This is a genomic window from Bacteroides sp. D22, from assembly GCF_000163675.1.
In the GTDB taxonomy this organism is placed as follows: domain Bacteria; phylum Bacteroidota; class Bacteroidia; order Bacteroidales; family Bacteroidaceae; genus Bacteroides; species Bacteroides xylanisolvens.
Map to the genome: position 1 here is coordinate 1 of NZ_GG774813.1, position 14118 is coordinate 14118.

Here is a 14118-nt window from a genome sequence, read left to right on the forward strand (position 1 = left end):
GCGACCTAATTCACTCGTTGCAAAACTTTGACGATATTTTTTAAGCATATCGAACTCGGTAAAACCTAAACAAGGTTCGATTTCTGAGATTTTTTGTATCTTTACCATGTGTTTTTATTTTTAATTACCCCCGTTTTGGCCGTCAAACCGTTTTTTGGGGGGAATGCTTAAAGATACAAAAAAGGCAACTAACTCGCAATGAATTAGTTGCCTTAAATTTTATTATTTTAGGAATATCCCTACATAGATGTATTATTATAGTTTTGACGATTGCTTATCCTAGTTTTTCTTTCAGAAACTGCCCTGTATAGCTTGCTCCGCAGGCAGCAACTTCTTCCGGGGTACCCACTGCTACGATATTTCCACCCTTATCTCCACCTTCCGGTCCGAGATCGATTACATAATCGGCACATTTGATGACGTCCATGTTATGCTCGATGATAACGATGCTGTGTCCCCGGCGAATCAATGCGTCGAAAGCATCCAGCAGTTTGCGGATATCATGAAAGTGTAATCCTGTAGTCGGTTCGTCAAAGATAAACATCGTTGGGTCAGCTTTCTCCTGACTTAAATAAAATGCGAGTTTGACACGTTGGTTTTCACCACCGGAAAGGGTAGAAGAAGCCTGTCCTAATTTGATATATCCCAGTCCTACGTCCTGCAAAGGAAGTAACTTCTTCACAATTTTCTTCTGTCCATGTTCGTTGAAGAACTCAATCGCTTGGTTGACGGTCATCTCCAATACATCGTAGATGCTTTTATCGTTGAATTTCACTTCCAGCGTGTCGGATTTGAAACGTTTTCCGTGACAAGATTCACACTCCAACACCAAGTCTGCCATAAATTGCATTTCTACAGTAATGGTTCCTTCTCCTTTACACTCTTCGCAACGTCCGCCTTCGCTATTGAAACTGAAGAATCCGGGGGTATATCCCATTTGTTTCGCCAAAGGCTGTTCGGACCATAGTTTGCGGATTTCGTCGTAAGCCTTGATGTAAGTCACCGGATTTGAGCGCGATGATTTGCCAATCGGGTTCTGGTCTACAAATTCTACATTCCGCAGGTCACGCAAACTTCCTCCGATTGAAGTGAATTCTCCCGGTCGGTCACTACATTCGTCTAATTCACGTTTCAATGCCCGGAAGAAAATATCTCTTACCAATGTACTCTTCCCGGAACCGGAAACACCCGTAACAACTGTCATTACATTGAGAGGGATACGTACGTTTACTCCTTTCAGATTATTCTCACGTGCGCCTTTCAATTCTATATAGTTATTCCATGGCCGGCGATGCTTCGGAACGGGTATTTCATCTTCTCCTAAAAGATAACGTACCGTATAACTGTTGCTTCCCTTCTTTAAATCCTTCATATCTCCCTGGTAGACAACTTCTCCACCTAGGCGTCCGGCATTGGGACCTATGTCGATAATGTAATCGGCTGCACGGATAATTTCTTCATCGTGCTCTACCACCACTACCGTATTTCCTAATTGTTGCAGTTGACGCAACACATGGAGCAGACGGTCTGTGTCACGGCTATGCAGTCCGATACTTGGTTCATCGAGAATATAAAGACTACCTACAAGGCTACTTCCCAGCGAGGTTGCCAGATTGATACGCTGGCTCTCTCCACCCGATAAGGAATTACTAAGCCGGTTCAAAGTCAGATAGCCCAAACCTACATCAATTAGAAAACGAATCCGGCTATTTATTTCAACCAGGATACGTCGGGATACGTTGTTGTCGTGTTCGTCCAGTTCCAAATGATCGAAGAATTCCTTCAGCTCTGTGATAGGCAAATCTACCAGTTCGGAAATGTTTTTTCCACCCACTCGTACATATCCGGCTTCCGGTTTCAGGCGGGTGCCGTGGCATTTCGGGCAAAGCGTCTTTCCCCGGTAACGCGCCAGCATCACCCGGTATTGTATCTTATATTGATTCTCTTCCAGCATCTTGAAAAAATCATTGATGCCGTGGAAATATTGGTTGCCCTCCCAAAGTAACCTGCGTTGCGCGTCTGTCAACTCATAATAAGGAGTGAAAATGGGGAAGTCGAATTTCTCCGCATTATGAATTAATTCTTCTTTCCATTCACCCATCTTTTCGCCACGCCAGCATACGATAGCTCCTTCATACACCGATAATGAACGATCCGGAACGACTAAGTGCTCGTCGATGCCGATTACTTTGCCGAATCCTTCGCACGCCGGACAAGCGCCGATAGGCGAGTTGAATGAAAACATCTGGTCGTTCGGTTCTTCAAAGATGATGCCGTCCGCTTCGAATTTAGTGCTGAAAGTATGAAGTTTCGTAGTTCCATCCGATAGAAAAAAACGCAGCATACAGGTTCCGTCGCCTTCATACATGGCTGTTTCGGCAGAATCAGTCAGTCGGCTGATGGCGTCCTTGCTGGTGGCAACCGCCATACGGTCAACCAGCAGATAGACTTCATCACCTGCCACAGGCGTATATTCATCGATTCGTTTCATTTCACCGTTCACTTCGATACGGTTGAATCCTTGTTTCAGGTCTATTTCCAATTGCTGTTGTAATGTGCGGTCTTCACGCAGGCGGATAGGCGTCAGTACCGTATATCTTGTGCCTTCCGGATAAGAAAGCATACAGTTGACGATGTCCTCTGTGGAGTGCTTCTTCACTTCCTGCCCGCTGATGGGACTATACGTTTTTCCCACCCGTGAATATAACAGGCGTAGATATTCGTAAATTTCAGTCGAGGTGCCCACGGTGGAACGGGGATTACGGCTGTTTACTTTTTGTTCGATGGCAATGGCGGGAGGAATTCCTTTGATAAAGTCACACTCCGGTTTGCTCATTCTCCCCAGGAACTGACGCGCGTAGCTGCTTAAGCTTTCTACGTAGCGGCGTTGTCCCTCTGCATAAAGGGTATCAAAAGCAAGTGATGATTTTCCCGAACCCGACAATCCGGTGATAACAACAAGTTTGTTGCGGGGAATATCTACATCGATGTTTTTTAGGTTGTTGACTCGTGCGCCTTTGATCGAAATATAGTTGTTTTCTGACATAAAATACACCTTTTTTATGGTAGTCGGCAAAGTTAGCGAATTTATCGGGAGTTTGTATTATCTTTGCGTCACATTATTACGATTTAAGAATATTATGAAGCTGAAAAACTATCTTTTACTTTTAGCTCTTCTTCTGGTGGTAGGAGTGAGGGCACAGGTGCCATCAGGCAATAAATATCCTAAACGTGAATTCCGTGGAGCATGGATACAGGCTGTCAATGGCCAGTTTCGTGGCATTCCCACAGAGCGACTGAAGCAAATATTGATTAGCCAGTTGAATTCTCTTCAGGAAGCCGGCATTAACGCAATCATCTTTCAGGTACGCCCTGAAGCAGATGCATTATACGCTTCCCAGCATGAGCCGTGGAGCCGTTTCCTGACAGGAACGCAAGGTCAGACACCTTCCCCTATGTGGGATCCGATGCAGTTTATGATTGAAGAATGTCAGAAACGGAATATGGAATTTCATGCCTGGATCAATCCTTACCGCGTGAAGACCTCATTAAAGAACAAGTTGGCACCGGAACATATTTATCACCAGCATCCGGAATGGTTTGTTACTTATGGCGATCAGCTATATTTCGATCCGGCACTTCCCGAAAGCCGTGAACATATCTGCAAAATTGTGACCGATATTGTGTCTCGTTATGATGTAGATGCTATTCACATGGATGATTATTTCTATCCTTATCCGGTTAATGGGTTGGATTTTCCGGATGATGCAAGTTTCGCCCGTTACGGTGGAGGTTTCACCAATAAGGCAGATTGGCGTCGTAGTAATGTGAATGTGTTGATAAAGAAGCTTCATGAAACGATTCGTGGCATCAAGCCATGGGTGAAGTTCGGTATTAGTCCGTTCGGTATTTATCGTAATCAGAAAAGCGATCCGTTGGGAAGTAACACCAATGGTTTGCAGAACTATGATGATCTTTATGCCGATGTGCTTCTTTGGGCACGTGAAGGATGGATTGATTATAATATTCCGCAAATTTATTGGGAGATTGGTCACAAGGCTGCCGACTATGAGACATTGGTGAAATGGTGGGCTACTCATTCGGAAAACCGGCCGTTATTTATCGGCCAGTCAGTGCCAAAGACTGTTCAGTTTGCCGATCCGCAGAATCCTTCTATCAATCAGCTTCCCCGTAAGATGGCTTTGCAACGTGCTTACCAAACAATCGGAGGAAGCTGTCAATGGTATGCAGCAGCTGTTGTTGAGAATCAGGGTAGATATCGTGATGCTTTAATCAGTGAATATCATAAATATCCTGCTTTGATTCCAGTCTTTGATTTTATGGATGATAAAGCTCCGGGCAAGGTACGTAAAATGAAAAAGGTATGGACGGAAGATGGCTATATCCTTTTTTGGACAGCTCCGAAAGCTGATACAGAGATGGATAAGGCAGTTCAATATGTAGTCTATCGTTTTGACAGTAAAGAAAAGGTGAATTTGGACGATCCTTCTCATATTGTAGCTATCACGCGCAATCCATTCTATAGACTTCCTTATGAAACAGGAAAAACAAAATGCCGTTATGTAGTGACAGCTTTAGATCGTTTACATAATGAATCGAAATCCGTAAGTAAGAAGTTAAAACTGTAAAGGTATAGAATAAACAACGATAAAACGGTGAACACTCTGCAGAATGATAACGCAGTTTATTCACCGTTTTTTGTTTACTGTTTTTTTGTTTACTGTTCAGCCGCTCGTTATTAATAGAGCAGCAAACCTGCAATACCACAGGCGATAATCATTAATATCGGATTGGCTTTATATTTTCTTGTTCCGATGAATGCAATCAGAAAGATAATGATACTGATAACGAATGAATAAGTATCTTCCGTAGGCGAACCGAAGTTTTCTGCGTTCATTAATACCAACGCAGCGGAGGCGAGTAATCCGACTACTGCCGGGCGTAATCCGTCAAATATAGATTCTACTATCGGATGTTTCTGGTATTTTAGGAAGAATTTACTGATGGTCAACATCAAGATGAAAGAGGGAAGGACTACGGCAAAGGTAGCAATGATGGAACCCCATACGCTACCCGTAGAAGTAAACCCTACATAAGTAGCTGCGTTGATACCAATAGGTCCTGGAGTCATTTGGCTGATTGCGACAATATCCGTGAACTCCTGCGAACTCACCCATCCATAGCGGGTTACCACTTCTCCTTGAATCATGGAAAGCATGGCATAACCGCCACCGAAGCCGAAGAGTCCGATCTTGAAAAATGTATAGAATAACTGTAGGTAAATCATGTGATTAATAATTTATTATATAATAATTTTAGGCACGGATTACACGGATTTCACGGTTTTTAGAATTATGAATCTGTAAAACAACAGCGTTAATCCGTTCCTTCTCAACTCTCCTTTCTTAGCTCTTGACTTTTCTAAGTTTTCCCCACAGGAATCCTCCTACACCGGCAGCAATGATAATCCAGATAGGGGAGAAGCCCAACAGCCAGATTAATAATGCCGAGGCAACAGGAATCCACAGATTGTAGCGGTTGATTTTAGCAGATCGTCCCATGGTAAAGGTTGGTGCCGCGATGAGTGCCACCACTGCCGGGCGGATTCCTTTAAAAATACGTTCCACTATCGGATTGTCTTGGAAACTATGAAAGAACAGGGCGATAGCTAATATAATAATGAAAGACGGTAAAACAGTACCCAATGCTGTGATAATACTTCCCCGGATGCCACGCAATTTATATCCTATGAAGATAGAAATATTGACTGCCAGAATTCCCGGAGCGGATTGTGAGATAGCCAACAGGTCTATAAAATCTTCCTGCGCAATCCATTTTCGCTTGGTGACAATTTCATTTTCAATCAGTGGCACCATTGCATACCCTCCTCCAATGGTAAAGGCGCCTATTTTAAAAAAGATTCCAAATGCTTCGAAATAAATGTTCATTCTTTCTTTTCTCCTCCTTCCTTACTAGCTGTTTTTTTCTCTTTGCCATACTGACTGGGGCTCACATTAAAATGCTTCTTAAACACTTCGCGGAAGTACTTGGCGTCACTGAATCCCGTCATTTCTGCAATTTCTGTTATGCTATGTGTGTCTTCTTTTAGTAATTGTACGGCACGTTTCAGACGAATCAGCCGGATATAATCTCCCGGTGCCTGATCGGTTAATGCCCTTAATTTATTGTAAAAACTTGTGCGACTCATTCCCATCAGGCTGCATAATACATCTACCGTGAGAGCAGGATTGTCAATGTTATCTTCCACGTTCTTTTTGACGTTTGCTATGAATTTCCAGTCAATGTCTTGCGAACAGTTGATGCAGTCTTCATCATTTTCCTCATCATTCAGATCTAAATTTGCGAATTTGCTGCGCAATAGTGCACGGTTAGCCAGCAGATTGGCAACATTAGCTTTCAATATACCAATATTGAATGGCTTCACAACGTATTCATCCGCACCAATCTGAAGTCCCGAGAGAATATCTTTCTCATTATTCAAAGCAGTCAGCAGGATAACAGGAATGTGGGAGGTTTCGATATTATTCTTGATAGCTTGGCATAATTCATCCCCCCGCATTTCAGGCATCATAATGTCTGAAATAACCAGCTCTGGTTTGTACTCGGGAATAATCGTCAATGCTTCTTTTCCATTGGAGCAAACCTGTACGAAATACTCCTCGGATAACGTTTGCGACAGATAGTTGCGCAACTCATCATTATCTTCCACAATCAAGATGCGACGATGATTAATGTTCTCTTTCTTTTGTGCATTTTCGTAAATTTCAGGTGATGGAGGCGGAACGTTATCAATCGTATTTTCTATACGCTGTTTGCTCGGAGTTGCCAGATGTGCTTTCCGGAAGCGCTTGCTGTCTTTAGGGAATGTTATTTTGATAACCGATCCCTGGTTTTCGATGCTTGACAGATTAATCTTTCCTTTATGCAGGCGGACTAGCTTCCATACAAGCATCAGTCCGATACCACTTCCTGTTACTTTGGAATTAATAGCATTGCTGCCACGGAAATGAAGTTTGAACAATTTCTTTTGTTCATTGGCCGGGATGCCGATTCCTGTGTCTCTGACTTCCACGCTCCATGAGTCAGATGTTTCTGAAACGAAAACCTGTACATTTCCATTTTCCGGAGTATATTTCAGTGCGTTCGAAATGATGTTCTTAAAGATAGATTCCATCTTTTCTTTATCAAACCATACGTTCATATACCTGAAATTACTTTCATAAGTGAAGTTGATATGTTTGATGTTGGCGTACTGCTGGAACGCGTTGAATATTTCATTCATAAACGTGTTTAGCTCATGCTCTGAAATATATAATTCGGAAGAATATACGTCCGCTCTTTCAAAGTTGATAAGATTGGTGGTAAGACGTAATAGGGCATTTACGTTTCGTAATGCCGTATTCATGTTCGAAATACCTTCTTTACTCAACTCCTCTTTCTCGCGTAGTTCTTCCAAAGGTGCTTTGATAAGCGTCAATGGGGTACGGATATCATGTGCCGTATTGATAAAGAAGTGTATTTTCTCATCGGAGACTTTGCGTTGCTTCCTCAAAATCAGTATACGCAATAGGACGATGGCAATGAGACAAAGGATAGCTGTATAAACCAGCATGGCCCAGAATGTCAGCCAGAAAGGTTGGGCTATGATAATATCCATACTTCTTTCTTCAAGCATGATGCGTTTGTCTTCATTGGAGATGGCACGTACCCTTAGCGTATATTTGCCCGGGGCAAGATTGGTGTAACGAATCGTGTTCTCTGTTCCGGGTTTGCTCCATTTATCATAGAAACCTTCTAGCCTCCAAGAGTAAAGAATATTGGAAGGATAGTCATAGTTGATGGAAGAAACCTGCAAAGAGAATCTGTTTTGATTGTATTTTAACTTTAGTACCTTTGTATCATTGATGCTTGCTTTCAACGGAGAATCCTCATCACCCGGATAGATTGTTTGATAAAAAAGCTTGAAATCGCTGAAAATCATTTTAGAAGAATAACTTCTGGGCAATTTCATATCCTTGTCAAATTCCACTGCTCCGTCAGAACTGCCTAAAATGAATTTATTGTTTTTCCGTAACGTACCTGATAGCGCATTGAAATGGGTGGTCATCAATCCCATATCTTTGGTCCAGTTATAGAATTTTTTCTCATTGGGATAAAAACTTGTCAATCCGCTTTCTGTACTCATGATTATATCTTTGTCCGCATCCGATAATATGGTATAGATATTATTGGATATCAAAGCACAGTTTTCCGTGTGGTAATGAGTGAACAGTTTTTTATTAATATCGTAAATCAATAGTCCCGACCCGCTGGTACCTATATACAATGAACCGTTTTTTGCTTGGTACAGGGAATAGATATAGCTCGACTCTACCGGAAGTTTTATGCGCTCGAATTTTCCGGATTCTTTATCTAAAAGACATAGGCCGGTGGCACTACCGATCCACATACTTTTTTCATCTTTCTCAACGATGGCGGTAATGGAATTTAATCCATCATAAAACCGTACTTCCTGCGTCTTCAGATTAATACGCTTGAGGTTGTAGAATCCTCCCGACCAGATATAACCCTGCATATCTGTACGAATATCACGTATATATTTATCCGGTCGCTTGTTTGTATGAGTGTACAAAGGCGGCATGAAATAGCTGACACTGAACGTTTTCTTATCTATCTGGTAAGCACCGGAAGAGTACCCGCCTGCCCAGATAATTCCGGGAGCCACTTCGCATATAGTAAGAAAGATATGGCTTTTATTACCTTGCGACTCTTCAAAAGCACTAAGCACCGATCGCCATTGTCCGGTCTTTGAATTAAAAAAACTGATGCCATTGTTCGTTGCAAACCATAAATCTCCCTCTCTGTCTTCAATAATGGCATTTACTTGATCGTTGATTAAAGACTGTTTGTTACCGATGGAGTGCTTAATCCATTTGTAGCTCGTATAACGGTTGTTTTGTATCGTGATTCCGATGGGATAATTAGCCAGCCATATCCGTTCTTCATCATCCACAAAAATGTCATTGATACTGTTACCGTTCATGCCACAATTACTGTTATAATCAGCCACAATTTCGGGTACTATTTGATAAGTATCCATATTTATTTTGTGTACTCCTCCGCCATCGGTAGCTATTAATAACTCTTTGTCATTTAGCGGCTTGAACCGTGTGATACTGATATCTTTCAGGTTATAATCCGGTCGTATGACGGATTTGGTATTCATATCATAAACCATAATTCCCCGCAAGAAAGTGCCGATGAATAGTTTCCGAATCTTTTTGTCGAAGTGTAAATCGCTTACTTGGGCTTTCACGCTCTCCAACTTATCGCAATTGATAAGTTTCAATGCGTTGTTTTCTAATTGGGCATAATGAATCCCCATTTCCGTACCGATGAAGAAATGCGATTCGTCTATTTGTTCAATATCAGTGATTTCTTCACTTATATCATTCTTTATATGGGTGACTTGTTTGGTGTCCGTATTATAGAGAAAGATAGTATCTTTATTGCATAGCCAGATGTGTTTGTTCTGGTCGAGCCAGGCATAAGTGACCGGGTCCGGCTGTTCGCTGAAACTTTCCATCGGTAATTTATATACAAGACTGAAGCAGTCGTGAATCTGGTCATACCGGAATACTTTTCCTTTTTTCCCGATTTCCCATAAGACTCCTTCCTGATCAATATAAAGCCAGTTTAGATTTAACAGAGAGTTCACTTCTGCGTCACCATCCATTAACTTATATCGTTTAAACTCTTTTCCATTGTATCGATCAATACCTTCGTGCGTGAGGAACCACATGTATCCGGTTTTATCTTTTTGAATGCAGTAAACCCGCCGGTTACTTAACCCATCCTCCACTCCGAGATATCGATACGTCTGCGCGACACAAATTAGAGGAAACAATAAGATTAGAAAAAGCCATTTTTTCATACAAATAGGACTTTTAAGGGTTATTGAATCTTTTATGAGGGGGAAAGTTTGACAAAATTAAGAAGATTTTTTGATATTACAAAATTTTGATGAAAGATAACAGCGCTCCAAAAATGAAGAAAATAGACTATTTTATAACTATTTGTATATACTGTTTGTTTTCGGTATTTTGGTATCTATCAGAAGTCTTCCGGTAGAATGGAAAGTTCCGTAAAATAAGAGGCTGGCACTATTTAAAGTACCAGCCTCTGTAAAATATGGAAATGATTTATTTCATTTTCGCTTCCACCCACTTGCGGGCATTGACAAACGCTTCTATCCATGGAGTAACCTGATCGCTGTTCTTGCGGTCGGCCGGATAGCAACCGTTCTGCCATGGGAAGATGGAACGTTCCAAGTGAGGCATGATAGCCAAGTGGCGTCCGTCTGCGCTGGCCAGTGCTGCGATAGAATAATCGGAACCGTTCGGATTGCCCGGATATTCATCATAGCTATACTTCGCTACTACATTATATTTATCTTCGTCATATGGCAAAGAGAATTTTCCTTCTCCGTGAGCTACCCAGATACCCAGTTTGCTTCCACTTAAAGAGCCGAACATCACACTGCGGTTAGTCGGGATAGTAAGACCAAGGAAGCGTGATTCGAATTTGTGTGAATTGTTATGTAGCATTTTTCCTTTCTTCTTCAGTTCCGGGTTGATAAGATTGAGTTCCATCATCAGCTGGCAACCGTTGCAGACACCCAATGACAATGTATCTTCGCGTGCATAAAATTTATCCAATGCTTCTTTAGCTTTCGGGTTGAACAGGAATGCGCCTGCCCATCCTTTAGCAGAACCCAGTACATCGGAGTTAGAGAAACCACCGCAGTAAACGATCATGTTTACGTCTTCCAGTGTTTCGCGTCCGCTGATGAGGTCGGTCATTGTAACGTCTTTTACGTCGAAACCTGCCAAATAGAGTGAGTAAGCCATTTCGCGCTCACCGTTTGTACCCTTCTCACGGATGATAGCCGCACGGATACCGCTTGGGGTACGACGATCCGGAGTGATACCGTATTGAGAAAGCTTACCTTTGAATTCCGGCATGAAAGCGAATTCAACAGGTTGCATCTTATAGTTTTCAAAACGTGCTTTTGCGCAACCGTTCATAGATTGTTTGCGGTCGAGCAGGTAAGAAGAAGAATACCATACGTCACGCATATAATCGATACCAAACTGGTAAGTAGCACCGTCTTTAGATACCAAAATGTGGCGTTCGTCAGTCGGTTTACCCAGCTTTATATAGCCTACGCCTGCATCTTCCAGAATCTTCTTCACTTCATCCTTATGCTTGTCGCTGATCTGGATAACGATACCCGGATTTTCAGCAAACAGAATCTTAACGATATCCTGTTCTTTCATCTTGTCGAGGCTGATTTCCATACCGCCTTCTACATTAGAGAAGCACATTTCGAGCAATGTAGTGATCAAACCACCGGCAGAGATATCGTGTCCTGCAAGAATCAATCCTTTGTTGACAAGTTCCTGTACGGCAAGGAAAGCATCACGGAAATATTCGGCATCTTGTACGCAAGGTACTTCGTCACCAACTTTACCCAGAGATTGTGCAAAAGCCGAACCACCCAGTTTCAGTTCATCGAAGCTGAAGTCAATATGATAAAGCGTAGTCTTTTCATTGTTAACCAATACCGGAGATACCACTTTCTTCACGTCGGAAACTTCACCACCGGCAGAAACAATCACAGTTCCCGGAGAAATCACTTTCTCGCCGTTCGGATACTTCTGTGTCATAGATAGAGAGTCTTTTCCGGTAGGAACATTGATCTGCAGCGCGCAACAGAAATCGCTTAAAGCTTTTACAGCTGTGTAAAGACGGGCATCTTCACCTTCTTGAGAGCGGCAAGGCCACATCCAGTTGGCAGACAGTGAAATGCTATCCATACCTTCCGCCATTGGAGCCCAAACAAGATTGGTCAGCGCTTCGGATACAGAAAGAATAGAGCCGGCAGCCGGATCAGCCAATGCTGCTTGCGGAGCATGTCCGATAGAGGTAGCGATACCTTTCTCGCCACGGTAGTCGAGTGCTACGACACCGCAGTCGCTCAACGGCAACTGAAGTTCACCCTGACATTGCTGACGAGCCACTTTGCCTGTTACCGAACGGTCTACCTTGTTTGTCAACCAGTCTTTGCAGGCTACAGCTTCAAGCTGCAATACATTCGTCAGATATTCATGTAGTTTAGACAATTCGTATTTCGGCATTTCATAATGACGTTCTACGGTCTTGTCTACCATATAGGTTTTGGGAGAAGAACCGAACATCTGTTCTACGGCAAGGTCGAACGGACGTACACCGTCAGCCTGTTGGAAAGCGAAACGATGATCACCGGTTGTTTCACCGACTACGTACATTGGAGCGCGTTCGCGTTCGGCAATCTTACGTACATGTTCAATAGCCTCTTCTTTAATCAGCAGACCCATACGTTCCTGACTTTCGTTAGCGATGATTTCTTTGGCAGACAAAGTCTTGTCACCGATAGGCAACTTGCTCATATCGATCAAACCACCACATTCTTCCACGAGTTCGGACAGACAGTTTACGTGTCCGGCAGATCCGTGGTCATGGATAGAAACCACCGGATTCACCTCTTCTTCACAAAGAGCGCGTACTACGTTATTGGCACGTTTTTGCATTTCTGCGTTGGCACGTTGCACGGCATTTAACTCGATGCCACTGCTGTAACGACCGGTATCAACAGAAGATACGGAACCGCCACCCAGTCCGATACGGTAGTTGTCACCACCGATAACCACTACTTTGTTTCCAGCTTCCGGTGTGCCTTTCAGGCAGTCGCGTTGTGTACCGTAACCAACACCACCGGCAAGCATGATTACTTTGTCGTAACCATAAACTTCTTTGTTTTCTGTATGTTCGAAAGTCAGTACCGAACCGCAGATCAGCGGTTGGCCGAACTTGTTACCGAAGTCGGAAGCACCATTGGATGCTTTGATTAGAATCTGTTCCGGAGTCTGGTATAGCCATTTGCGTACCGGAAGAATCTCTTCCCATTCGCGTCCTTCTTCTGTGCGTGGATAAGAAGTCATGTAGACTGCAGTACCTGCAATCGGCCATGAACCTTTACCACCACCCATACGGTCGCGGATTTCACCGCCGGTACCGGTAGAAGCACCATTGAATGGCTCAACAGTAGTAGGGAAGTTATGAGTTTCCGCTTTCAGTGAGATAACACTCTTGATGTCCTTTACTTGGAAGAAATCAGGTTTTGAATGATCTGCCGGAGCAAATTGTTCCACAACCGGACCTTCAGCGAAGGCTACGTTATCTTTATAAGCAGAGATTATTTTATTCGGATTTTCCTGTGTAGTCTTTTTAATCATCTGGAACAGGGAAGATTCCTGCTCTACGCCGTCGATGATAAACGTTCCGCCGAAAATTTTGTGGCGGCAGTGTTCGGAGTTGATTTGTGCGAAACCGAATACTTCAGAGTCGGTCAGCTTCCGTCCGAGGTCCTTTTCTACTTTCTTCAGGTAGTCCATTTCTTCTTTGGAAAGAGCCAAACCTTCTTTTTCGTTGTACACTTCGAGATCTTCAATGTAGATGATTGGTTCCGGCTGACGGTTTGTCGTGAATACGTTTTGGTCGAGTCCTTTGTACATGCGTTGGAGCATCGGGTCGTAATCGGCATTTTCGTCCTTAACAGGGAAGTACTCCTCGATGCGGCTTATGCCTTCGAGCCCCATGTTTTGGGTGATTTCTACTGCGTTTGTACTCCAGGGAGTGATCATTTCGCGGCGTGGGCCAACGAAACAGCCTTTCAGGTTTTCTTCACTTTCCATCACGGCTTCGCCAAAAAGCCAGCAGAGTTTATTACTTTCGTCAGGGGTGAGCTGATGGTTGCTCTCTACGGCAATCACGCTCTTGGAAGGGGTTCTGAAAAAAAGAATCATGTTGTATATTTACGATTTTACGATTTACGATTTTACGATTGAAGTTCCTGCAGGAGAAACTCTTCTCTTTTTCTGTGGCGCAAAGATAATCAATTTCGTTGGTGGTAGGAAAAAAATAGAGAATAAATTCCTATACCTTATTTAATATGTTTATTTTCGATGTACGTTT

6 protein-coding genes and 1 pseudogene are annotated in these 14118 nt (G+C 42.9%); 1 reads left to right on the plus strand and 6 read right to left on the minus strand.

Going from position 1 to position 14118, the window contains the following annotated elements:
• Both HMPREF0106_RS28300 and uvrA read right to left on the minus strand, forming a co-directional pair.
• Positions 1 to 108 (minus strand): annotated as a pseudogene (locus HMPREF0106_RS28300) (transposase); the annotation flags it as partial.
• A gap of 166 nt (positions 109 to 274) precedes the next feature.
• On the minus strand, positions 275 to 3046 hold the full coding sequence (gene uvrA / locus HMPREF0106_RS07980; RefSeq protein ID WP_008644837.1) for an excinuclease ABC subunit UvrA: 2772 nt from the start codon (positions 3044 to 3046) through the stop codon (positions 275 to 277).
• Between the two features lie 16 nt (positions 3047 to 3062).
• Between uvrA and HMPREF0106_RS07975 the strand changes: the two genes are divergently transcribed.
• Complete coding sequence (locus tag HMPREF0106_RS07975) at positions 3063 to 4649, plus strand: glycoside hydrolase family 10 protein (protein ID WP_009040523.1); 1587 nt, start codon at positions 3063 to 3065, stop codon at positions 4647 to 4649.
• A gap of 110 nt (positions 4650 to 4759) precedes the next feature.
• On the opposite strand, the gene HMPREF0106_RS07970 is transcribed toward HMPREF0106_RS07975, so the two are convergent.
• The 4 genes from HMPREF0106_RS07970 to purL all read right to left on the minus strand — a co-directional run bounded on the left by HMPREF0106_RS07970 (position 4760) and on the right by purL (position 13949).
• Positions 4760 to 5308, minus strand: a complete 549-nt coding sequence (locus HMPREF0106_RS07970; RefSeq protein WP_008025975.1) for a chromate transporter — start codon at positions 5306 to 5308, stop codon at positions 4760 to 4762.
• 118 nt (positions 5309 to 5426) lie between these two features.
• The gene (locus HMPREF0106_RS07965; protein WP_008025977.1) at positions 5427 to 5969 is read right to left on the minus strand and encodes a chromate transporter; all 543 of its coding nucleotides are present in this window, start codon (positions 5967 to 5969) and stop codon (positions 5427 to 5429) included.
• A complete protein-coding gene (locus tag HMPREF0106_RS07960) occupies positions 5966 to 9976 on the minus strand; it encodes a response regulator (RefSeq protein ID WP_009040524.1) in 4011 nt (1336 codons plus the stop codon). The genes HMPREF0106_RS07965 and HMPREF0106_RS07960 overlap by 4 nt, the downstream gene beginning before the upstream one ends.
• A 268-nt stretch (positions 9977 to 10244) precedes the next feature.
• Entirely contained in the window at positions 10245 to 13949 is a 3705-nt protein-coding gene (gene purL / locus HMPREF0106_RS07955) for a phosphoribosylformylglycinamidine synthase (RefSeq protein WP_009040525.1), read from the minus strand.
• Positions 13950 to 14118: the final 169 nt, after the last annotated feature.

Bases quoted from the DNA above. Each gene is read 5' to 3' on its own strand.
- uvrA (WP_008644837.1), bottom strand. From the start codon at position 3,046: ATGTCAGAAAACAACTATATTTCGATCAAAGGCGCACGAGTCAACAAC.
- HMPREF0106_RS07960 (WP_009040524.1), bottom strand. From the start codon at position 9,976: ATGAAAAAATGGCTTTTTCTAATCTTATTGTTTCCTCTAATTTGTGTC.
- HMPREF0106_RS07965 (WP_008025977.1), bottom strand. From the start codon at position 5,969: ATGAACATTTATTTCGAAGCATTTGGAATCTTTTTTAAAATAGGCGCC.
- HMPREF0106_RS07975 (WP_009040523.1), top strand. From the start codon at position 3,063: ATGGTAGTCGGCAAAGTTAGCGAATTTATCGGGAGTTTGTATTATCTT.
- purL (WP_009040525.1), bottom strand. From the start codon at position 13,949: ATGATTCTTTTTTTCAGAACCCCTTCCAAGAGCGTGATTGCCGTAGAG.
- HMPREF0106_RS07970 (WP_008025975.1), bottom strand. From the start codon at position 5,308: ATGATTTACCTACAGTTATTCTATACATTTTTCAAGATCGGACTCTTC.